We start from the raw sequence: 22,194 nt of genomic DNA on the forward strand, positions 1-22,194 counted from the left end.
TACGTCGAGAAGCTCCCTCAGATCAGCCAGCAGCCATGGTGGAGCTTCTCGCGCAATCGCTTGGTCAGCCCGGCAGGAGGTGCCCCTATTCAAGCTGAACAAACACTCAAAAACAACTGCCACTATCACCTTTCCAGACCGTCACTACCTTGCCACAGCATTGTCATCAAGATTAAACAGCGCCGTCACGCCAACGTCTCACAATACGGGACCTTCCATCAGCAAGGAGCTCCCTATGCGACTATGTCTCTCCCTTCTTTCCATCAGCCTGCTGTTACCCGCGGGCGCAAACGCGGATTTATATTTCTCCGAATATATTGAAGGCGCCAGCAACAACAAAGCCCTGGAAATTGCCAACACGAGTGGCGACCCCCAGCCTCTGGACGGCTACCAGGTACAGTTTTTCTACAATGGCAACGCAAGCGCCGGCCTCACGCTGTCGCTGAGCGGCACCCTGGCGGCCGATGATGTATACGTACTCGCACAAAGCAGCGCGGACCCGGCGATTCTGGCCGAGGCGGACCTGACCAACGGCTCGGGTTGGTTCAATGGCGATGACGCCATTGCGCTGGTGCGCGATGGCGACGTGCTGGATGTGATCGGCCAGATCGGGGGCGACCCCGGCAGCCAGTGGGGCAGCGGCGACACCAGCACCCAGAACAATACCCTGCGCCGCAAGACGGACATCACCCAGGGCGATATCGACGGCTCGGACGCCTTTGATCCGGCGGCTGAATGGGACGGCTTTGCCCAGGATACCTTTGACGGGCTCGGCCTGCTCGATGGCAACGGCGGCACCGACCCGGAGCCGCCGCTGACCGGCCAGTGCGGCGACCCGGCCACGCGCCTGCACGCCATCCAGGGCGACGGCGAGGCCAGCCCGCTCGCGGACACCCCAGTCTCGGTCGAGGCGGTTGTGGTGGGCCTGTTCCAGGGCAGTGACGCTCTCGGCGGTTTCTTCCTGCAGGAGCGCGACACTCTGATCGACGACGACCCGAATACCTCGGAAGGGCTGTTCGTATACACCGGCAACACCACCCACAAGCTTGCCATGGGTGACCTGGTGCGGGTGTCCGGGTCAGTGAGTGAATACTACGAGATGACCCAGTTGGATAATGTGGCCTCTGTGGAGGTCTGTGCTCAGGGTCTGTCTGTGAGCTCGGCAGAGCTGAGCCTTCCGGTTTCAGACCGGAGCGAACTGGAGGCGCTGGAATCCATGCGCGTGAGCATCGCCCAGCCACTGACGGTGAATGAGAACTACAACCTGGGCCGCTACGGCGAACTGCTGTTGAGCTCCGAACGGCATTTCACCCCGACCCAAGTGGCCGAGCCGGGCGCTGCCGCCAATGCCGTGGCCGACGCCCAGGCTCTGGACCGCGTAATTCTGGATGATGGCAGTACCGTGCAGAACCCTCCAGTGGTGCCCTACCCGGCCCCCGAACTGGGCGCCTACAACACCGTGCGCTCCGGCGACCAGGTGGTGGCACTGACCGGGGTGATGGCCTACGGCTTCAGCGAATACCGTGTACACCCGGTTCAGGCGCCCACCTTTATGGCCGCCAATCCTCGCCCGAGTGCTCCCTCACTGCCGGGGAAGGGCAACCTGACCGTGGCCGCCTTCAATGTGTTGAACTACTTTAACGGCGATGGCCAGGGCGGGGGCTTTCCCACCAGCCGTGGTGCCGATTCTGCCGAGGAGTTCGAGCGCCAGCGGGCGAAGATCATTCAGGCCCTGGCCACCATGAACGCCGACATCGTCGGGCTCGTGGAAATTGAAAACGATGGCTACGGCGCGGACAGTGCCATCGCGGACCTGGTTGAAGGCCTGTCGGAAGCCGGTGTGGATTACACCTACGTCGACCCGGGCGTGAATGCCATCGGTACCGACGCGATTGCGGTCGGCTTCCTCTATCGCCCGGACCGGGTGGCTCTGGAAGGTGACGCGGCGATTCTGGATGGCAGTGTGGACAGCCGCTTTGTCGATACCAAGAACCGGCCGGTGCTGGCGCAGAGTTTTGAGCACAGCGCCTCAGGCGAGGTGTTGACCTTGGCGGTGGCGCACCTCAAATCCAAGGGCTCGGACTGCGACGACTTGGGCGACCCGGACCAGAACGATGGCCAGGGAAACTGCAACCAGACCCGAACGCTTGCGGCGCAAGCGATGGCGGACTGGCTTGCCAGCGACCCCACCGGCAGCGGGGATCCGGACACGCTGATTCTGGGCGACCTGAATGCCTACGCACTGGAAGACCCAATCGACGCTCTTAAGGCCGCGGGCTACACCGATCTGCCCGCCAGCTTTTCGCAGGGCACCACTTACAGCTATGTGTTTGACGGCAAGGCGGGCCATCTGGATCACGCCCTGGCGAGCGAGTCCCTGGCGGAGCAGGTCACCGGCGCGACCCAATGGGCGATCAACGCGGACGAGCCCCGCATTCTGGACTACAACACCGAGTACAAGACACCCTCGCAAGTGGTGACCTACTACAGCGATGAACTCTGGCGCTCCTCCGATCACGACCCGGTGCTGGTGGAGTTGCAGCTGGATACACCGGTCGCTGGCGATTTTACTGGCAATGACCGGCTGGACCTGTGGGACATGCTGGCGCTGATTCATCAGTTCCGCCGCCCGGTCACCGACCACAACACTGGCTATGACCTGGACGGCAATCGCCGCATCGATGCCCGGGACCTGAAACAGTGGAAGTACCTGTGGCGGGAACAGAAGCTGGCGCAGTGGCGCGATCGCCGCGGAAAGGCCACCTGGGCCTGGAGGCACTGACGCCGATGTGGGCCAGGGACGGCCTTTGGTTGTTCGTCGATTATGATTTTTCGTCGAGCGGCTGGGCGCCCAACAGGACGCCCAGGTCGTGAAGCTGTTGCAGCAGCATTTCACCACCGGTCATCAACGCTTCCGGATCCACACCGGGGGATTCTTCCAGCAGCTGTTCCAGCAGCATCCGGCCACTCTTACTCTGTGCCTGCTCCAGCAACGTGAGCAACCGCGCGCTGAACGCGTTCAAGGCCATAAAGGACACCCGCCGGTCCCGGCTGCGATAGACCAGCACCCACGTGGGTTGCTCGGGCGGCTCGCTGGGCTGAAAATCCGGTGCGATCCGGTTCACCGGGTAGTCGTACTCCAGCATCCAGGCCAGCGGTGACAGCACCGGGCGATGGTTCAACAGGTCTTTGCTCAAACCGGCCGGTATCTGGGGCGCCGGTGCAATCTGCAAGGCCAGCTCCACCCATTCGTAGTGCAGCAGCTCCGCCATAAAAGGCGGGTCCTCCGGTGTCACCGGCCGTTTGTCGGAGTTGACGTAGTCGATGTACTCTCGACCAATTTCGGAAAACAGGGGGCTCCCACACCGATGGTGCTGCATAAACCCTCGCACCTCCCGCTGCCACCAGTCTTCCGGCATCAGGGATTTGAATACGGGAAAGTTAGTGCTCAGGAAGTTGTTCAGGTTGTTGAAGAACAGGTCCTGGTAAATTTTCATCCGGCGCGGTTCGACCACTGAGTGGGGCTGCCCCTGTGGGTCCCGAATCGCTCCGGCAAACCGCTTCAGGGCCTCGCGATAATCATCCGGCGCTGACATGAGCCACCTCGCCCTGGTGCGAGCGCACCTGTTCCACTTCTTTCAACAATTCGTTCAGCGGCGGTAAATTGAAGTCCCGCTCCAACAGGGTCGGACACACGCCGGCATGATCGTAGGCCACATCCAGCAGCCGCCAGACCGGATCGATAACATCGGCGCCGTGGGTATCCACCAGCAGGTCTTCCGCTTCCTGATAGTGCCCGGCGATGTGCATATAGTGAATGCGCTCGGCGGGCATGGAGCGAATGAACGTTTCCGGGTCGTAGCGGTGGTTGATACTGTTGACGTAGGCGTTGTTCACGTCGAGCAACAAGTCGCAATCCGCCTCTTCCAGAACCGCCCGAATAAAGGTCGCTTCATCCAGTTCCGGCACCGGCATACTGTCGGTGGTGACTGGCGCGTAGTAGGAGACGTTTTCCAGCGCGATGCGTCGCTCAAGAATATCCTGAACCTGGCGTATCCGTCCGGCGATCCAGTGCACGCCGCTTTCGGTAAAGGGAACGGGCATCAGGTCATAGAGGTGGCCGTCGTCGCTGCAGGCGCTGAGGTGTTCTGAATAAAGTGCAATGCCGTGCTCATCCAGAAAGTGTTTGATGCGTTTTACGAAGTCAGTATCCAACGGAGCCGGGCTGCCGATGGATAAAGATAAACCGTGGGTAGTAAAGGTGTAACGTTCGGTCAATGCTTTAAACTGCTCCCCCAGGGAGCCGCCCATGGCCATCCAGTTTTCCGGCGCCACTTCCAGAAAGTCGATGCGGCCATCAGGCGCGGGTGGCAACTGGTTGAGCATTTCTCGCCGCAGCCCGAGCCCGACGCTGGCGGGGGAGGGAAAGGTGGTTTTCATAGACAATCACTCTATCGCGATAACCGGCATGAGTGGCTTGCAAAAACGGGAGCCCGAAGCTCCCGTTTCGCCAGGCTCAGGACTCGCTTTTGCCTTCGCCGCACTTACCTTCACCACACTTGCCTTCACCGTCTTTGTGGCGCTCTTTCTTCTCGCCTTTTTTCTCACCGCATTTGCCTTCGCCACACTTACCTTCAGCGTCCTTTTCCTTCTTCTCACCACACTTGGCTTCACCGCATTTGCCTTCCCCGCCAGCATGGTTATCGGCCACTTGGGTGTAACCACTGCTCATGGGCTCAGCCACAAAGGGGTTTTCAGCGACAGCGGCCTGGCTGCCCAGGCCCATCAGGAAAGCGGCACTGGCGGAAGCAATCAAGGGTTTCTTCATGGATTTCATGGTCTTACTCCTTCAACGTTTGCAAAATAATTATGGAATGAATGCGTCACTCAAGGGCTGTTACTACCGCGGGCCCTTCCTGGATCATAACGCAAAACTCAGACAACAACAGTCCCGACAAATCAGGCGCCGAATTCACGGATTGCGACGCCCGTCACAAAATGAATTTTGCCGGGGGTGTGTTGACTGTACCTGAGTCGGGGTGACCCGAGTTTTCTTACAACGGTTGTTCGAGAATCATGTCCCGGTCAACCCACTCAAGGCAAATAAACGCGGGCGAAAACGGCCTTGAGGTAGTCGGTTTCGGGAATGGCCGGGTGCACCGGATGGTCGGCACTCTGCCCGCCCTGGGCGATGATCTGCACGTGGCGGTCCAGATGTCGGCCGGCGCCGCGGACGATATCCACCAGCGTCTCTCTCGGCAAATGCATGGAACAGGAAGCGGAGACCAACAGCCCGTCCTTGCCCAGCAGGCGAATGGCCAGTTCATTGATGTGTCGGTAGGCGGCTTCCCCGGCTTTCTGGTCTTTGCGACGTTTGATGAAAGCGGGCGGGTCCAGTACCACAACGTCGAAGGTCTCGCCGTCCAGAATCAGGGCCTTCAGCACATCAATGGCTTTGCCCTGAATGGTACTGACTTTCTCGCTCACCCAGTTGCGTTCGGCATTGGCGGTCACGCCCTTGAGCGCGGATTCCGAGGAGTCGACACAGACCACGGACTCGGCGCCGGCGCAGGCCGCTTCGACGCCCCAGCCGCCCATGTAGGAAAAGACATCCAGCACCCGCTTGCCGCGGCAGAGTTTCTGCAGGTGCGCCCGGTTCTCCCGGTGGTCGTAGAACCAGCCGGTTTTCTGTCCGGCCCCGAGGGGCACGTCAAAGTGCGCGCCGTTCTCCACCAGGCTCACAGCGGCTGGCGGCTCGCCGAAGGCCGCCTCACGATACCTCGGCAGCCCTTCCAGCTCACGGGCGCCGTGATCGTTGTCCAACCAGATGCTGTTGGGCTTGAGGCACTGGATCAACGCTTCGATAACCGCCTCTTTCTGCCGCTCCATGCCGGCGCTGGCGATCTGCACGACCAGATCGTCGCCGAAACGGTCGACAACCAACCCCGGCAGCAGATCGGAGTCCCCGTATATCAATCGATAAAACGGCTCTTCATAACAGAGTTGGCGCAGGGCAAGCGCCTGATTGATACGGTGTACCAATAACGACCGATCCAGCCCCTGAGCCGGGTCCCGGCCAATCATGCGCCCGCAGATCAAGCCGTTGGGGTTGATCAATGCCACCCCCAGGCTCTTGCCGTTGTCGGCGCAGATCAGGGCCTGATCCCCCGCTTCAAAGCTTTTCAGCGGCGTCTGGGCGACGTCCACTTCGTTGCTGTAGACCCACAAGTGGCCGCGTTTGAGGCGACGGTCGGCGTTTTTTTTCAGGACGAGGCGAGGCAAGGACACAAACATTCTCCAATTCTGACGGGCCGGCCCCTAGCGGGCCGGTCGTCGGGCATTGTACGCGAGTCAGCGGCTCGGCAGAGCGCTATTCTTCCTCGGGAACGGGCAAGCGAGCGCGCTCGGCAAAGCGTTCCCGGTCTTTCTCGGTAGCGCCCTCTTTGCACTCACCGCGCATCCACATTTCTTCGTAGGACAGGCGATAATCAAGCTCGAGAATGCCCTCACGGCAATAACCGGTCACCCGGACCGCTCGTTCGGTATCCGCCCTCAGTTGCCGATAGGCGGACTCGCCCAAAGGCTCGCGCCTGCGGTGCTGGGCGGCCTCCTTGGGCGATTCATAAACCTGCACCAGGGGGCGACGCATCGACTCGGGCATACTCAGGCGGTAGGTAAACAACTTGCTGGTGTTCGGCAGCACCTCTATGGACAGGGTCTCCTGAAAGCCGTGGTAATGCCGTCCCCCGGAGCTGCAGGCCGCCAGCAGTAGTAAAGGGATCAACAAGATCAGCCCTTTTGCGGGTCCGAATCGTTTCTTTGTGAGGCGAGTTTCCATGCTATTCCCGTATCTCAAGATTTTATGATCGACGCCGATACCCTTTACCGGAACCCTAAAACATTTCCCCTGACTTGACCACTGGCGGAGCTCCAACGTGGATCGACACACGCCCCTACACTCCCGGTTTCGCCTGGCCGCCTGGTTGGCCGCCGTGACGCTGACGTTCAGCGCTCAGGCGGGGCCCAGCCTGCCTCATCTGGGCGAGTACCCCCAAGGGGATTTTCGCCAGAGCAGCACCGCGCCCGATGCAGAGCCCACCAGCGCGGAAATTGCCCCTGAAGCACTGGGCTTATGCCCGGTCGATACCCGCGCGTATCGCAAATCCCTGCTGGTGATGGCGTTTCCCCGCCGGGGGGACGCCAGTGCCAACGGCGGTGGCCTTCAGGGTGCGGAGCTGGCGCTTCCGCAATGGCTGGCGGGCCGATTGGCCAACAGCGGCGCCCTGTTCCATCATCAAGCAATCAACGCCAACCTGCCCCTGGGAAGCCCGGCGGAGACCGCTCAACAGGCCAGGCAACTGGCGCGGGAGCGCCAGGCGCAGCTGATCCTGGCCGGTGCGGTGCTGGATCTGGGTATGGCCCGCCCCAAAGACCTGCTGAACCCGGACCTGATCACCCGCGGGCGCAATGCCGCCGTCAGCACCTTCGGTTTGAACGAAGAGTGGGACACTCGCCAACGGCATTTTGTTCTGCATCTTGAGCTGTTGGACGGTGTGACCGGCAATGCGGTGTTTCGGCACGAGTACCGCCTGAGGGGCGTGTGGAACCCGGACCATCCGGGGCGGGCGAGGTTCGGCACACCGGCCTTTTGGGAAACCGACTATGGGCAGAAGGTCGAGCAATTGCTGACCGAGGCGAGCAGCCACCTGGAAGAAGCCATTCGCTGCCAACCGCTGGTGGCGAGACTGAACCGCCGCACACCGGGCTCGGCTCCGCTGCTGGAGGCCGGACGAGTGCAGGGCCTGGAGGCTGGCGACCGCCTGCCCCTGTATCGGGTCAGCCTGCGCCAGGTCCCCGGGGAATACCGGCAGTACACCGCTCATCGGCTTGCCAGCGGCGCCACCCTGACGGTGGTTCGCGCCTACGCGCATTCCAGTGAAGTCAGGCTGGAAGGGGACTGGGCACTGTATGGGGAGCACCTGGCGGTGACCCCCGGGCCGGGCTCAGAGACCGCCAGCCATCAGGCGTCGCCCCCGCCCGACCCCCAGACTGATGAGGCGTCAGGCGAGGCCGGCGAAGCACCGGACGCTGATTAGGCGTCGGTCGCGGGAGCGTCGGTAGACTCGCCTTTTTTCTTCACCTGCTGGACCGCCTGAGCGAAGACCGCATCAAAGTTGATCGGTGGCAGCATCAGGGGCGGGAAGGCCCCGCGCGACAGGGTCGAGTCAATCACTTCACGGGTGTAGGGGAACAGGATCTGCGGGCAGGTGGTGTTGATCACCTGGCTCAGCTGCGCCTTGTCCAGCCCCTGAATATTGAACAGGCCGGCTTGCTTGACCTCCACCAGGAAGACCACTTTGTCTTCCATGGTTGCAGTGATGGTCATCAGCAGCACCACCTCGTAGTGGCTCTCGTCCAGGTTGTTCACCTGTACGTTCAGCTCCTGGTCAATTTTCGGCTTCCACGCCCGGTTGAACGCTTCCACGCCCATGGGGGTTTCGAAAGACAGGTCCTTCAGGTAGATGCGCTTGATCTGAAGGCCACGGGGGGCCTCCTGTGTGGTGTCCGCACCGTTCATTTGGGGATTATTGTCGTCTGCCATAAGTCAAAGTACCGTATTTTATGAGTCGCTAAAGTCCGATATCGGGAGCCGATCTGCCTCAGGGCTTCAGCCCAGCAGTTCATCCAGCTTGCCCTTTTTATCCAGTGCCCAGAGGTCGGTGAAGCCACCCACGTGGGTGTCGCCGATCCAGATCTGGGGCACAGTCCGCTGGCCGCTGTCAGCCATCATCTTTTCCCGCAATTGAGGGTTCCGGTCAACCCGGACCTCCTCATAGGTCACGCCCTTACTCTGCAGCAACTGCTTGGCGTTGATACAGAAAGGACAGACCGCCGTGGTGTACATCACTACCTTGGCCATGAAACCGCTCCCGCGTCTCAGGATTTCACCAGGGGCAGGCCCTGGTTCTGCCATTCGGTCACGCCACCGGCCAGGCGGCGGACGTCGAAACCTTTCTGGCCGAGCGTGCGGCCCGCCGCCCCGGCATGCTGACCGAACTTGTCGGCCACGACCACGATTTTATCGCGGTATGGTTGAAGCACCTGCTCACCTTCCGCCGCCACCTTGGTGTGGGGAAGACTGATGGCACCGGAAATGTGACCGGCTTTGTAGTCCGCCGCCTCGCGCACATCCAGCAGCACCGCTGCTTCGCTGTTCAGCAGGCGCGTGACTTCATGAGCCGGGATCGGAGGACCGTTTTTGATCCGTTCGCGCCAAGCGTATACCAGCATCAATGCTGCCAAAGTGGCAACCAGCAGCCACTGCTGACTGAGAAATACAAAAAATTCCACGTGTTCGCCGTCCTCAACCTGGGAAAGGGAATCATCCGCCCCCGCAGTACCGGGGCGGAGCGCGCCGCAGTATACACCATCGGGCGTCTATTTCTCAGCGCCTGGCGTAGAGCATAGGTGTGTTGGGCGCCCCGTAGGCGTGGTGGGCACCTCGCAGGCATAGAGTTACCTCCGGTAACGCGTTAGAATAGGGCCTTTGCGCCCTCAGGGGCGGACAAACCCCACTCTCTCGTTTTTTCATTCAGCGATTCAAAGAAGTGACAGCATCTATGACCGCCAGCAAGAAACCCCTCGTTCTGATCATCCTGGACGGCTTTGGACACTCGGACAACACCGAGCACAATGCCGTATACAGCGCCAACACCCCCGTATGGGACCGCCTCTGGGGCGAGCGCCCGAAGAACTTGATCGCCACCTCCGGCATGGCCGTAGGCCTGCCCGAAGGGCAAATGGGGAACAGCGAGGTCGGTCACACCACCATCGGCGCCGGTCGAGTGGTCTACCAGAATTTCACCCGCATCAACAAGGCCATTGAAGACGGCGAGTTCGCCACCAACCCGGCGTACACGGCGGCCATCGACAAGGCCATCGAAGCGGACAAAGCGGTCCACATTCTGGGCCTGCTCTCCGAAGGCGGCGTCCACAGCCACCAGAACCATATTTACGCCATGATCGATGCCGCCGCCAAGCGCGGCGCCAAGAAAGTTTATCTGCACGCGTTCCTGGACGGCCGCGACACTGCGCCGCGCAGCGCCAAGCCCTCCCTGGAGAAAGCCGAAAAGCAGTTCGCCGAGCTGGGCGTGGGCCGGGTGGCGAGCATCTGTGGCCGCTACTTCGCCATGGACCGCGACAACCGCTGGGACCGGGTGGAGCAGTCCTACAACGCCATGGTGTGCGGGACGGCGGAGAAAACCGCCCCCACCGCGGTCGAGGGGCTGGCTGCGGCCTACGAGCGCGACGAGAATGATGAATTCGTAAAAGCCACCGTGATTGCCGGCGAGGGCGAGAGCCCGGTGAAGATGGAAGATGGCGACGTGGCGATCTTCATGAACTTCCGCCCCGACCGGGCGCGCCAGATCACCCGCGCCATGATCGAACCGGACTTTGACAGTTTCAAACGCCAGTGCGAACCCAAGCTGGCCGATTTTGTCATGACCACCGAATACGCGGCCGACATCAAGGCCAACTGCGCCTTCCCGCCCCAGGAGCTGGTGAACTCCTTCGGTGACTACATCGCCAAGCAGGGCAAGACCCAGCTTCGTATTGCGGAGACCGAGAAATACGCCCACGTAACCTTCTTCTTCAACGGCGGCACCGAGGCCGAATTCGAAGGCGAAGACCGCATTCTGGTGCCCTCCCCCAACGTGGCGACCTATGACCTGCAGCCGGAAATGAGCGCCCCGGAAGTGACCGACAAGTTGGTGGAAGCCATCGAGTCCGGCAAGTACGACGCCATCATCTGCAATTACGCCAACGGCGACATGGTGGGCCACTCGGGTATTTTCGAGGCGGCGGTCAAGGCCGTTGAAGCTGTGGACCAGTGCCTGGGTCGTGTGCTCGACGCCACGCTCAAAGCCGGCGGTGAAGCGCTGGTGACGGCCGACCACGGGAACTGCGAAGAGATGTACGACGCCGACACCGGACAGGTCAGTACCCAGCACTCCACGCTACCGGTGCCGTTGGTCTATGTGAGCGACCGCAAAGCTAAAGTGGCCGACGGCGGTTCCCTGGCCGACCTGGCGCCCACCATGCTCCACCTGATGGGACTGGAGCAGCCCAAGGAAATGACCGGACGCAACCTGGTCGAGACCAGCGAGTAAAGAATCGCGGGTGACGGCCTGCGGGCCGTCACCGCTCCCTCTCCCGCCACTGGATACCGACACTGTGCGAGCCCGACACTTTTATAAAAAGCTGCTCCCGCTGTGCCTGGGCCTGTCACTGACCGGCACCGTGTTTGCGCAAGCCGACCAGCAAGCGGACTACGAAGCCCGCATGCAGGAACTGCAGCGCACCATTGAACAACTTCAAAAGGAACTGAAGAAAACTCAGGGCTCCCGTGACGAGCTGAAGGAAAAACTGGAAGAGTCCGAATCCGACATCGGTGAGCTGCTCGATAAAATCCAGAATATTGAATCCGACCTCAAGGAACAGAACCAGGACCTTCAGAGCCTCAAGCAGGAACGTCGGGAGCTGAACCAATCCCGCCAGCAACAGCAGACCGCCGTGGCCGAACAGGTGCGCGCCGCCTACCAACTGGGCCGCCAGAGTCAGATCAAGCTGCTGCTGAACCAGGAAGAGCCCCAACGCGTTTCCCGACTGCTTCGTTACTACGACTATTGGCTGGAAGCCCGCACGGAGAAAATCGAACGCTACCTGGCCACACTCGCGGAGCTGGACAGGATTGAGCCGAAAATCCTGCGTACCACCGCCGAGCTCGAGCGTAACCGGGAGGTGCTGGAAGCCCAGCGCGAGCGCTTGAAAGCCCGCCAGGAAGAACGACGCGAAACACTCGTCGCCTTGAACCAGCGCATCCGCTCCACCGACCAGGAACTGGCCGACCTCCAGCAGGACCGCCAACGCCTGCAGACACTGCTGGATGAAATGGTCGCCGCGGTGGCCGATATGGAGATCCCCGGCAGCGACGTGCCGTTCAGCGAAAGCAAGGGCCAACTCCCCTGGCCAGCCCAGGGACAGGTTCGTCATCGCTTTGGCAGCCCACTGCTCGACGGACAGGTTAAGCGCAACGGAATGGTGATTGGAGCGTCAGCCGGTGACCCGGTGCTGGCGGTACACCATGGCCGCGTGGTATTTTCCGACTATTTCCGGGGGCATGGGCTCCTGTTGATTGTGGATCACGGCGAGGGCTACATGAGCCTTTACGCCCACAATCAGACGCTGTACAAGGAAACCGGCGAGTGGGTGAGCGCCGGCGAGACCATTGCCCGAGTGGGCAGCACCGGCGGACAGACTCAGGCCGGACTGTATTTCGAAATTCGACATCGGGGCAAGCCGACCAACCCGGCCCCCTGGCTGGCGCAAGCCTGATTTCAGCTGAATTATGTGCCAAACTCAATGTCAGACAATCATCGCCCCGGCGGTGCCGGGGACTGTTCCAAACCGGCCCCTCAGTGAGCTTTCAGGAGAACCGGATGCCGTACGCTGATTTAAAACGTGCCACACTATTGGCGCTGTTCGCCGCCCTGCCAACCGTGGTGACGGCTCAGGGAGCGGGCTCCAGTGAGAGCCCCAACATCCAGGCCGATCAATCGACCGCCACCACCGATTCCGAAAAGGGTCTTCTGCCGCTCGAAGAGCTGCGCACCTTTACCCGCGTGTACGACCACATCCGCAACAGCTACGTCGAAGAACTGACCGATGCCCAACTGTTGGAATACGCCATCAAGGGCATGATTGCTGAGCTGGACCCCCACTCCGCCTATCTGGACGAAGAATCGTTTGAGGACCTGCAGGAGAACACCTCCGGTGAGTTCGGAGGCATCGGTATCGAAGTGGGGATGGAAGACGGCTTTGTGAAAGTCATTGCCCCGATTGACGACACCCCAGCCAAGCGCGCGGGTATCGAGGCCGGGGACCTGATTACCCGGCTGGACGGACAGCCGGTCAAAGGCATGACGCTGACCGAAGCGGTGGAAAAAATGCGCGGCCCGAAAGGCAGCGAGCTGACCCTGACCGTCATGCGCGAAGGCATGGAAAAGCCATTTGAAGTCACCCTCAAGCGCGACATTGTGCGTGTCAAGAGTGTCCGTGTGCGCCTGATGGAGGACCACTACGCCTACATCCGCATCGCCCAGTTCCAGGTCAATACCGGCAAGGAAATGGTCGACGCGCTCAACAAACTGCGCGAAGAGAACGAAGACATTCGCGGCATCGTGCTCGATCTGCGCAATAACCCCGGCGGTGTTCTTCAGGCCTCAGTGGAAGTGGCAGATGCCTTTATCAACGACGGCCTGGTGGTCTACACCGAAGGGCGCATGGAGAACAGCGACATGCGCTACCACGCCAATGCCGGCCAAGTCGCCGAAGACCTGCCTATTGTGGCACTGATCAATGACGGTTCCGCCTCCGCCTCGGAAATTGTCGCCGGCGCCCTTCAGGACCACGGCCGGGCGGTGATCCTGGGGACTCGCAGCTTCGGCAAGGGCTCCGTTCAGACCATCGTACCCATCAGCGACGCCCGGGCGGTAAAGCTGACCACGGCGCTGTACTACACGCCCAACGGCCGTTCGATCCAGGCCCAGGGCATCGAGCCCGATGTCGAAGTTGAACGCGCCCGGGTCACGGCAATTCGCGGGCCCAAGCGCTCCACCGAAGCGGACTTGTCGGGCCATCTGGGCAACGTCAACGGCGGTGAGGAAAGCACCAGCCAGAGCCGCGCGGAGCGCGATAAAGACGAGGGCTCAGTCGAGGACAACCAGCTACACGAAGCCCTGAACCTGCTCAAAGGGCTGCACATCTTCCAGCTTCAGCAAGCGGCGAGAGCACCTCTGCCGCAAATGCCCGAGAACGCGGCGGAGAGCGGCACGGCGGAAAGCAGCTCCGCGCCGGCGGAGTAAGCCGGTGCGTGCCACCCTGACAGTCGGTCTGGGTCCGGCCCGATGGCTGTTTTTTCTCGCTCTGGTATTGAGCGCCGGAGTCCGCGCCGAGGGCCAACTGGCCATCGTGATTGACGATATCGGCTACAATGCCGCTCTGGGCGAGCGCAGTCTCCAACTGGAAGGTGCTTTCACTTTTGCGGTTCTTCCCCGCGCGCCCCACGGCCCCCGCCTGGCGCGTCTCGGCGCCCAAGCCGGCAAGGAAATCATCGTCCACAACCCCATGAGTAATATCCGGGGCCTGCCGCTGGACGCCGGAGCACTGAGCGGGACCATGCCCCACAGTGACTTCATGACCACCCTGAATGCCAACCTGGCGGCCATTCCCGAAGCCCGGGGCCTGAACAACCACATGGGCAGCCTGCTTACCCAAAGCCCACGAGCCATGGGCTGGATCATGCAGCGTCTGGGGGACCAGGGCCTGTACTTTATCGACAGCCGCACCTCCGCCAACAGCCAGGCCTGGGAAACCGCCCGACACTATGGAGTGCCCAGCCTCAAGCGGGATGTGTTTCTGGACAACGAGCGGGACATTGAGAAAATCGCCCGGCAAGTGGCCAAAGCCATCGAGCTGGCCCGAGATCGGGGCTATGCCCTGGCCATCGGCCACCCCTACCCGGAAACACTGACGGTGCTGGAGCAGATCCAACCGGCTCTGGAGGCCGCCAATGTTTCCCTGGTACCGGTCTCAGCCCTGCTCGAACGCCCGGAAATCCAGCCCCGGAGCCAATACCAAAGCTGCCTGGCACCCCCGATGAGCCTCTGGCGCCAACCCGCCGCCAACTCCAAAAAAACGACACCGGAGTCACCCTGGCTTCACAGAGCGCTCAACCCCCTGCCTCTGGCCAACCAGGGCTTTCGCTAAAATCAACATTTGCTATTAATGGGAGATTGCTCTATAAAGACAGGATAGTGTGGAGACAGCGCCATCCAGGGAAGTAGTAACGGCCGCCTCCACGTGACGATCAGGGAATTCGGCCCCGAACGGTAAGACCGGGGACTATCGATCATTATGCAGCAGGTTTACGACTATGAGCACAAACAGATCGGGTGAGCAAGGTGCCGTCCCCAACCGTAGCGGACGCTTCATGGAAAAAGACGGCTATTGGTACTACAGCACCCGCGAAGGGGTCGATATCGGTCCTTTTGATTCTCGTGAAGACGCGGAAATCGGTGTAGGCGAGTTTATCGACTTCATCTGTGCCGCTGAACCCCGGATCCGGGAAGCTCTCGAGAGCTACCGCGCCGCCTGAATCAGGGCGGCTCCCATACCCTCGAAACGCATCTCCCCGCGCCGGCATCGAAAGGCCTGATGGTTACCCGTCAGCGCATTTCGATGCCGCGTTCTCGCATATACGCTTTGGCCTCGGGAATGCTGTACTCGCCGAAGTGAAAGATACTGGCCGCCAGCACCGCATCGGCGCCGCCCTCCAAGACACCATCCGCAAGATGCTGAAGATTGCCGACGCCACCTGAGGCGATCACCGGCACGGACACGGCATCACTGATGGCGCGGGTCAGCTTCAGATCAAACCCGTTTCTGGTGCCGTCGCGATCCATACTGGTCAACAAAATCTCGCCAGCACCGTTGGCGGTCATCCGTTCGGCCCACTCAATGGCATCAATCCCGGTGGGCTTGCGCCCGCCATGAGTAAAAATCTCCCACCGCGGCGCCTCGCCCTCAAGGTTCACCTGCTTGGCGTCGATGGCGACCACAATGCACTGAGCCCCGAAGCGATCGGCGGCGGCTTTGACAAAGTCGGGGTTGGCCACGGCGGCGGAGTTGATACCCACCTTGTCCGCTCCGGCATTCAGCATTCGGCGGATGTCTTCAATCTTGCGAATACCGCCGCCCACGGTCAGGGGAATGAACACTTCCGAGGCCATGCGCTCGACAGTGTGTACGGTAGTGTCCCGGCCTTCGTGGCTGGCCGTGATGTCCAGGAAGGTGACTTCATCGGCCCCCTGTTCGTTGTAGCGCTTGGCAACTTCCACCGGGTCTCCGGCATCGCGAATATCGACAAACTGTACGCCTTTGACCACACGGCCGTTGTCGACGTCGAGACAGGGAATAATACGTTTTGCTAGAGCCATATCGGACCTTCGATGAGATTTTTAGATCGCTAATCGTGGCGTAGAGTCCGGGCCGCTTCGGGGCACACCTCTCCAAGACACGCGGTGAATACATCCCTGTACGCTCGAGAGCGCGAGTCCCTCGGCTCACGGTCTTGGAGAGGTGTGCCCCGAACCGCCCCTAAGCACTCTGTAGAAACTCAAAGCGTCTTTAGAAAATTGACCAGATACACAAAATTTAACGATGGCAGTGAGGGTGGAGGCGGGGTAGACCATTCGGAGACTCTCTGAGGCATGGATGCCGATGAGAAGCCCCCATGGATGGGTTCACGGCGGGTCTCCGAATGGTCTACCCCGCCTCCGCCCGGACTACCTTACGAAGCACCCACCTAGGCAAACGAGTCGCAAAAATCTTGGGCTTCTTTTACATCCAAAGAGCCTTCGTAAATGGCCCGCCCGGTAATTGCCCCGATAATGCCCTGATCAGACACCTTTCGAAGCGCCTTGATGTCGTCCATATTGGTGATGCCGCCCGACGCAATCACCGGAATGCTCGAGGCGCGCGCCATCGTCAGCGTCTGCTCCACATTCACCCCCTGCATCATACCGTCGCGGGCAATGTCCGTGTACACAATCGCGCTCACGCCATCCTTCTCAAAACGCTTCGCCAGATCCGTCGCCTTCACCTCGGACACTTCAGCCCAGCCGTCCGTCGCCACCAGGCCGTCCTTTGCGTCCAGCCCCACAATAATGTGGCCCGGAAAGCGCTGACACATCTGCGTGACAAACTCAGGCTGCTTCACCGCCTTGGTACCGATGATCACATACTGCACACCGGCCTCGAGGTAATGCTCAATGGTTTCCGCGCTGCGGATACCACCGCCGATCTGAATCGGCAGGTTTGGATAGGCTTTGGCGATCGCGGTCACGACTTCGCCGTTAACCGGTTTGCCCTCAAAGGCGCCGTTCAGATCCACCAGGTGCAGGCGACGGCAGCCGGCGTCTACCCAGCGTTTGGCCATGGCGACAGGGTCGTCGGAAAATACCGTGGAGTCATCCATCAGGCCCTGGCGCAAACGCACGCATTGGCCGTCTTTTAAATCAATGGCGGGGATAATCAGCATTCGGTTGTCAGTCCAGTCTTTAAAGAAGTCGAGTTTGGGTGGCGGATGCGCTTCGCTTATCCGCCCTACGGAGCGTTATGTAGGGGCCGAGCGCAGCGGCTTCACGGCGCATCCGCCGTAGCCACGCTTTACGGCTTACCGCTCCAACCCACAAAATTGCGCAATAACTGCAGCCCGGCCGTATGACTTTTTTCCGGGTGGAACTGCACAGCGAACAGATTGTCCTGCGTCAGCGCCGCGGAAAAGGTTTTGCCGTATTCACAGGTGCCGGCCACCTGTTCGGGGTTGCCAGCTTCCACGTAGAAGCTGTGCACAAAATAAAAGCGCGCGTCCTGTTCGATATCGGCCCAGAGCGGGTGATGGGTGTGGTGCACCTGGTTCCAGCCCATGTGGGGTACTTTGAGCTTCTGACCCGCTTCGTCGCGCAGGTCCTTGCCGAAAAACCGCACGGTGCCCGGCAAGAGACCAATGCAGTCGACACCGTCATTCTCCTCACTGCTTTCCATCAGTGCCTGCATGCCGACACAGACGCCCAGCACCGGTTTGCCCGAAGCCACCTGTTCGCGCAGCAGAGTATCGAACTTCAGCCGTTTGATTTCCGCCATGCAGTCGCGGATGGCGCCCACTCCCGGGAATAGCACCCGGTCGGCGGCACTGACCTGGGCCGGGTCGCTGGTCACCAGAACCTGGGCTTGCGGCGCCACATGTTCGAGCGCACTGGCCACCGAGTGCAGGTTGCCCATGCCGTAGTCGATCACGGCAATTTGCTGACTACTCATAACGCTACAGACTGCCTTTGGTGGAGGGCATGACACCCGCCATACGCGGGTCCTCTTCCAGGGCCATACGCAGGGCACGACCGAACGCTTTGAACACCGTCTCGATCTGGTGATGAGCGTTGTGGCCGCGCAGGTTGTCGATGTGCAGGGTCACCTGGGCGTGGTTCACGAACCCGTGGAAAAACTCCGAGAACAACTCGGTGTCGAACTTGCCAATGCGTTTCTGGGTAAAGGGAATGTCCATCATCAGCCCCGGGCGGCCGGAAAAGTCGATCACCACCCGGGAGAGCGCTTCATCGAGCGGCACGTAAGCGTGGCCATAGCGGCGAATACCCTTTTTATCACCGACAGCTTTGGCAATGGCCTGGCCGATGGTGATGCCGATGTCTTCCACGGTGTGGTGATCATCGATATGGGTGTCCCCATCGCAGGTCACATCCAGGTCGATCATGCCGTGGCGGGCGATCTGGTCCATCATGTGTTCCAGAAACGGCACCCCAGTGTCGAAAACCCCTTTTCCCTCACCATCGAGGTCGAGGCTGACGCTGATCTTGGTTTCCAGGGTGTCGCGGTTGACTTGAGCGCGGCGGTTGGCCATGAAGGGTCTCCAGGAGCCGAGGCGAAGAGCAAAGGCGCGATTATACCGCCAGAGCCCTCCCCATGTCATGGCTATGACGCCGATCAACTTTGCTAAACTGACACCTTTTGCCCGAGGAGTCCCACTCATGCGCGTTCCCCGCGTTTTTACCGACCAGCCATTGGGTTCAGGAGACACCGTGACGCTTGAGGAGGCGCCCTCGCGCCATCTGGCCAAGGTACTGCGGATGAATCCAGGGCGCGAGCTCCTCCTGTTTAACGGCGAAGGCGGCGAATATCAGGCCACCATTACTGAAGTGGGCAAAAAGGCGGTTACCGTCACACTTGAGCAATTTGACGACGCCGACCGGGAATCGCCGCTGGACCTGGAGCTGGCCATTGGCCTGTCCCGGGGCGAGCGCATGGATTGGGTGATGCAGAAGGCCACCGAACTCGGGGTGCACCGAATTACCCCGCTGTTTACCGAGCGCACGGAGGTCAAGCTCAAAGGGGAGCGACTGGAGAAGAAAATGGGGCACTGGCGCCAGGTGATCATCAGCGCCTGCGAGCAGTGTCAGCGCAACCGACTGCCCAACCTGGCCTCACCCATGAGTCTGGACGAATGGCTCGAGCACAGCAAAGGCCAGCGGCGGTTTGTGCTGCACCACCGTGACAGCCGTGGTCTGCCCGAATCCGAACCTCTGATGCAGGTGTCGTTGCTGGTGGGGCCCGAAGGCGGGCTCTCGGAACCGGAAATCGAGCGCGCCCGCGAGGGGGGCTGTGAACCCTTGACCCTCGGGCCGCGAGTCATGCGCACCGAAACCGCACCGGTGGCCGCCATCAGTCTCGCGCAATACCTTTGGGGGGACTGGCGTTAGCGGTCAGCACTCTGCTCGGACGTATCCGACTCGGTGCCGCCTGGATTTTCGGGGTGCAACTCCTGCTCCAGCCACTTTCGCACGGTGGAAAGATTACGCCGGCGGGTCAACTGCTCGGTGAACACATTGTAGGGGACGATGCGGGTGCCTTCATTCTGGTGTACGGCAAAAACGCGTCTGGCCCCCACGGGAAAGGGACTGGGGCCGTGAATAACCGCTACCCGTATTTCCAGGCTTTCCACTTCGCGCAATCGGTTTACCGACTCTTCATCCTCACTCTTTTGGCCGAGGATAATGCTGCGAAAGGAACCCAGCATCAGGTATTCGCCCGGACACAGCGGACCCTGACGCAGAGAGTGCTGGAGAGGCTGTCGGCTTTCCAACACCCGCTCATAATCGGTGACCGTCAGTACTCTTTCGCCGCCGGAACGGTCCTTCACCACCACCTGTACCACCTGAATATGCACCGGCTCCGCGCTCATATTGACCAGCATACAGAGCGATTCCGGACTTTCATTCTGAGCGTGGTGCACCACCAGATACGGGCGATTGCCCCGGCGGTACTGGAAGTAGAAGAATTGAAAGTAGATTACCCAGACGGCGGCCATCACCATGCTGCTGATGGCCGATATCGCTTCTAGCAAAGCCACCTCCTTTTGAGATTCAGCGCGCCATGTTGACTAAGGGCTACCTAAAGCCCTCACAACCGGCCGTACCTACAGACTACTGCTATTGCTGCTACTTGAAGAGGAACGACGGGAGCTGGAGCTTGCGTTGTCGTCATTGAGCCCCTGAATCTGTTCGGTAATGATGATTTCGCCAGTGGTGTTGATCGAGTAAAGCTCCACCAGCCGATACTCCTGGTCCTCTTCACAGACGGCGCTGTCATCGGGCACTTCGCGGTCGTAGGTCAGGACGACTTCTACGACGGTTTCATCATCGTCTTCAGTGATTTGGAACGCCTCGACACGATCCAGCAATATTTGTTGCTTACAGCTTCCGTTATCGGTCCAGCCACTGTCGTACAACAAAAGTGTGCGCTCCTCGAAGTTAGGAGCCTCAATAGGGTCTCCGTAAAAACTGACCAGAAGATCAAAGTCATAGACATTGGTGATCACTTCAAGTCTTTTCCCGGTAGCCGTGTCAGTGCTAGGCCAGGCACCACCTCTGAGGTCATAATTCCAGCCGTCGAAAAAAGGGGCAGCTACCGCCTCTCGAACTTCGTCATCTTCCTCCGGCGGGTTGAACGGCTCTTCACGCTCCGCTCCGCAGGCGGTCAACAATAGGGCACTGAGGGCCAAGGCAACCGCCGAGACAGTGAAAGTTTTCATAGTCCTACTCATTGTTGTCGGGGCCCGACGATCGATGTCAGACCCGGGTTTTCAGATAATCCAGCACGCGCTGCTCGATACCCGGCACATCCGGAATCACAGCCTCCTCCCCGGCCCAACTGACCCGCATCAACTCGAACGGGTTCTCCGGCTCGGCCTCGCGCACACGCAGCTCCTCGGGCGTGACGCGGGCCAGGCGAGGCAGGCCTTGAGCGAGCAGCGCGACAAAGTGGATATGCTCGCTCACACCGGTGGTATTGAACACTGCCACCCGCGCAAAGTTCCCCGGCGTCGGGCGGGGGCCGCCGTTGAGGCACTCGAATGAGGCCAGAGGAATGGTCAAATCGCGCCAGTGATAATCCCCCAAATACCAGTCGGGAGCGCCGCTGACATTATCGACCTGCCCCATCGGGACGATTTCGGCCACCGATACGTTGGGCACCAGCAGCAGCTGCTGCTCCATGGGGATCAACAGGCTGGCGACTTCGCGGATTTCGGAAGTGTCAGTGAGCTGCGGGGCTTTCATAGGTTCCAGTTTCCTCAATCGACGTCGAGGCGCGATACAACGCGCTCAGCCGCTCCGCCAGTTCGACGGGCGTTCCGGTTTCGGTGACAGCCCCGGTCGCCAGGGCCGCCTCGGGCATGGACGAGCTGGTGCAGTCATCGGGCCTTTGGGCCCAGACCCGACCGCCGCGCTGGCGCACCATGCGGCTGGCGGCGGCACCATCATCGCCCATCCCGGTAAATACAATCAGCCCCAGCCGCGCCCCGTAGACCCGGGCGGCGTTGGCCACCAACTGATCCACGGAGGGGGCGTAGGGTCCGTTCCAGGCACCGCCGGGCATGGCCAGGGTGCCGTTTTCCAGTAAGTCCACCCGGTGGCAGGCGGTCACGATCAGGACCCGGTTCGCCTGGATGACGGCGCCGTCACTGGCCAGGGCCGCCGGATAATGGCTCTGACCCAACATCTTGACCAGTGTACCGGTGTAGCCGGTATCAATGTGCTGAGCGTAAATGAACGCTATGCCCAGCCCGGGGGGTAACGCCTCCACGAACGCTTTCACTGCCGAGGGCCCACCGGTGGAGGCGGCCAATACCCAAAGCTGATTGGCTCGTGGGACGCTCTGCAGGTTAATGTCTCCGACCAGCTGGCGCAATTTGGCCAGCGTCCGCTTCAGCCAGGCAGTATGAGCTTCGCTGCCGGGGTGGTATTCACTGCTGTCGCTGACAATCAGCGGCGCTTCGCTCTGCTCCAGCAGGGCCTGCACCGGCCCCGGGGGTTCAGCGTCCGGATCGAGCGCCACATCAACCACCCAGGCATCTGCCCGTTCCGGCGCCAGATCTTCTGCGGTGCACTCACTCAACAACAGGGCGGCCGCCAATTCATGTCCGGCTTCCCGTGCGCTCATCGCCAGGTATTGGCATTTGAGCGGGCTGTCCACCAACAGGCCAATCCGCACGGTAGCCAC

At 60.8% G+C, this 22,194-nt stretch carries 24 protein-coding genes; 8 read left to right on the plus strand and 16 right to left on the minus strand.

What is annotated here, in order from left to right; all coding sequences use genetic code 11:
• Positions 1-235: 235 nt before the first annotated feature.
• Positions 236-2,782, plus strand: coding sequence for an ExeM/NucH family extracellular endonuclease (locus G547_RS21605; protein ID WP_084646045.1), 2,547 nt, complete (start codon positions 236-238; stop codon positions 2,780-2,782).
• Positions 2,783-2,822: 40 nt separating this feature from the next.
• Here the strand turns inward: G547_RS21605 and G547_RS0114245 are convergent, their stop codons facing one another.
• From G547_RS0114245 to G547_RS21610, 5 genes are all read right to left on the minus strand, one after another.
• Positions 2,823-3,596, minus strand: a complete 774-nt coding sequence (locus G547_RS0114245) for an HvfC family RiPP maturation protein (protein WP_027330433.1) — start codon at positions 3,594-3,596, stop codon at positions 2,823-2,825.
• Complete coding sequence (locus G547_RS0114250) at positions 3,580-4,440, minus strand: HvfB family MNIO-type RiPP peptide maturase (protein ID WP_027330434.1); 861 nt, start codon at positions 4,438-4,440, stop codon at positions 3,580-3,582. Before G547_RS0114250 ends, G547_RS0114245 begins: the two co-directional genes overlap by 17 nt.
• Before the next feature lie 76 nt (positions 4,441-4,516).
• Positions 4,517-4,837 carry an HvfA family oxazolone/thioamide-modified RiPP metallophore gene (locus G547_RS0114255; protein WP_027330435.1) on the minus strand — a complete coding sequence of 107 codons (321 nt, stop codon included), beginning with the start codon at positions 4,835-4,837 and terminating at the stop codon, positions 4,517-4,519.
• Positions 4,838-5,094: 257 nt separating this feature from the next.
• A complete protein-coding gene (locus G547_RS0114260; protein ID WP_036188849.1) occupies positions 5,095-6,294 on the minus strand; it encodes a class I SAM-dependent rRNA methyltransferase in 1,200 nt (399 codons plus the stop codon).
• 76 nt (positions 6,295-6,370) lie between these two features.
• A complete protein-coding gene (locus tag G547_RS21610; RefSeq protein ID WP_157209893.1) occupies positions 6,371-6,787 on the minus strand; it encodes a hypothetical protein in 417 nt (138 codons plus the stop codon).
• A gap of 148 nt (positions 6,788-6,935) precedes the next feature.
• Here G547_RS21610 and G547_RS0114270 point away from each other — a divergent pair, with 148 nt between their 5' ends.
• Positions 6,936-8,096: a flagella assembly protein FlgT middle domain-containing protein gene (locus G547_RS0114270; protein WP_027330437.1), complete on the plus strand. Its 1,161-nt coding sequence runs from the start codon at positions 6,936-6,938 to the stop codon at positions 8,094-8,096.
• Here the strand turns inward: G547_RS0114270 and secB are convergent.
• From secB to G547_RS0114285, 3 genes are all read right to left on the minus strand, one after another.
• On the minus strand, positions 8,093-8,602 hold the full coding sequence (gene secB, locus G547_RS0114275) for a protein-export chaperone SecB (RefSeq protein WP_027330438.1): 510 nt from the start codon (positions 8,600-8,602) through the stop codon (positions 8,093-8,095). The genes G547_RS0114270 and secB overlap by 4 nt on opposite strands.
• Before the next feature lie 66 nt (positions 8,603-8,668).
• Positions 8,669-8,920: a glutaredoxin 3 gene (gene grxC, locus G547_RS0114280; RefSeq protein WP_027330439.1), complete on the minus strand. Its 252-nt coding sequence runs from the start codon at positions 8,918-8,920 to the stop codon at positions 8,669-8,671.
• Positions 8,921-8,937: 17 nt separating this feature from the next.
• Positions 8,938-9,351, minus strand: coding sequence for a rhodanese-like domain-containing protein (locus G547_RS0114285; RefSeq protein WP_027330440.1), 414 nt, complete (start codon positions 9,349-9,351; stop codon positions 8,938-8,940).
• 269 nt (positions 9,352-9,620) lie between these two features.
• Here G547_RS0114285 and gpmI point away from each other — a divergent pair, with 269 nt between their 5' ends.
• The 5 genes from gpmI to G547_RS0114310 all read left to right on the plus strand — a co-directional run bounded on the left by gpmI (position 9,621) and on the right by G547_RS0114310 (position 15,217).
• Entirely contained in the window at positions 9,621-11,171 is a 1,551-nt protein-coding gene (gene gpmI, locus G547_RS0114290) for a 2,3-bisphosphoglycerate-independent phosphoglycerate mutase (protein ID WP_027330441.1), read from the plus strand.
• 64 nt (positions 11,172-11,235) lie between these two features.
• Entirely contained in the window at positions 11,236-12,396 is a 1,161-nt protein-coding gene (locus G547_RS0114295; protein WP_027330442.1) for a murein hydrolase activator EnvC family protein, read from the plus strand.
• Positions 12,397-12,500: 104 nt separating this feature from the next.
• Complete coding sequence (locus tag G547_RS21615) at positions 12,501-13,925, plus strand: S41 family peptidase (RefSeq protein WP_084646047.1); 1,425 nt, start codon at positions 12,501-12,503, stop codon at positions 13,923-13,925.
• A gap of 4 nt (positions 13,926-13,929) precedes the next feature.
• Positions 13,930-14,829, plus strand: coding sequence for a divergent polysaccharide deacetylase family protein (locus tag G547_RS21620; RefSeq protein WP_051235514.1), 900 nt, complete (start codon positions 13,930-13,932; stop codon positions 14,827-14,829).
• A gap of 166 nt (positions 14,830-14,995) precedes the next feature.
• A complete protein-coding gene (locus tag G547_RS0114310) occupies positions 14,996-15,217 on the plus strand; it encodes a DUF6316 family protein (RefSeq protein ID WP_027330443.1) in 222 nt (73 codons plus the stop codon).
• 70 nt (positions 15,218-15,287) lie between these two features.
• Here G547_RS0114310 and hisF read toward each other — a convergent pair whose 3' ends face one another.
• The 4 genes from hisF to hisB form a co-directional block, all read right to left on the minus strand.
• Positions 15,288-16,058 (minus strand): imidazole glycerol phosphate synthase subunit HisF, encoded by a 771-nt coding sequence (hisF, locus tag G547_RS0114315; protein ID WP_027330444.1) that lies wholly within the window; start codon positions 16,056-16,058, stop codon positions 15,288-15,290.
• Positions 16,059-16,426: 368 nt separating this feature from the next.
• Positions 16,427-17,161 carry a 1-(5-phosphoribosyl)-5-[(5-phosphoribosylamino)methylideneamino]imidazole-4-carboxamide isomerase gene (gene hisA / locus G547_RS0114320; RefSeq protein WP_027330445.1) on the minus strand — a complete coding sequence of 245 codons (735 nt, stop codon included), beginning with the start codon at positions 17,159-17,161 and terminating at the stop codon, positions 16,427-16,429.
• Between the two features lie 128 nt (positions 17,162-17,289).
• On the minus strand, positions 17,290-17,940 hold the full coding sequence (gene hisH, locus G547_RS0114325) for an imidazole glycerol phosphate synthase subunit HisH (protein WP_027330446.1): 651 nt from the start codon (positions 17,938-17,940) through the stop codon (positions 17,290-17,292).
• Positions 17,941-17,944: 4 nt separating this feature from the next.
• Entirely contained in the window at positions 17,945-18,538 is a 594-nt protein-coding gene (gene hisB / locus G547_RS0114330; RefSeq protein ID WP_027330447.1) for an imidazoleglycerol-phosphate dehydratase HisB, read from the minus strand.
• 127 nt (positions 18,539-18,665) lie between these two features.
• Between hisB and G547_RS0114335 the strand changes: the two genes are divergently transcribed.
• Positions 18,666-19,394 carry a 16S rRNA (uracil(1498)-N(3))-methyltransferase gene (locus G547_RS0114335; RefSeq protein WP_027330448.1) on the plus strand — a complete coding sequence of 243 codons (729 nt, stop codon included), beginning with the start codon at positions 18,666-18,668 and terminating at the stop codon, positions 19,392-19,394.
• Here the strand turns inward: G547_RS0114335 and G547_RS0114340 are convergent.
• The 4 genes from G547_RS0114340 to G547_RS21625 form a co-directional block, all read right to left on the minus strand.
• Positions 19,391-20,038: a hypothetical protein gene (locus G547_RS0114340; protein ID WP_211224570.1), complete on the minus strand. Its 648-nt coding sequence runs from the start codon at positions 20,036-20,038 to the stop codon at positions 19,391-19,393. The genes G547_RS0114335 and G547_RS0114340 overlap by 4 nt on opposite strands.
• Positions 20,039-20,110: 72 nt before the next feature.
• Positions 20,111-20,725, minus strand: coding sequence for a hypothetical protein (locus tag G547_RS0114345; RefSeq protein WP_027330450.1), 615 nt, complete (start codon positions 20,723-20,725; stop codon positions 20,111-20,113).
• 37 nt (positions 20,726-20,762) lie between these two features.
• On the minus strand, positions 20,763-21,251 hold the full coding sequence (locus G547_RS0114350) for a chemotaxis protein CheW (RefSeq protein WP_051235515.1): 489 nt from the start codon (positions 21,249-21,251) through the stop codon (positions 20,763-20,765).
• On the minus strand, positions 21,229-22,194 hold the full coding sequence (locus G547_RS21625) for a chemotaxis protein CheB (protein WP_245573490.1): 966 nt from the start codon (positions 22,192-22,194) through the stop codon (positions 21,229-21,231). Before G547_RS21625 ends, G547_RS0114350 begins: the two co-directional genes overlap by 23 nt.

It is taken from the genome of Marinimicrobium agarilyticum DSM 16975, from assembly GCF_000423345.1.
GTDB classification, from domain to species: domain Bacteria; phylum Pseudomonadota; class Gammaproteobacteria; order Pseudomonadales; family Cellvibrionaceae; genus Marinimicrobium; species Marinimicrobium agarilyticum.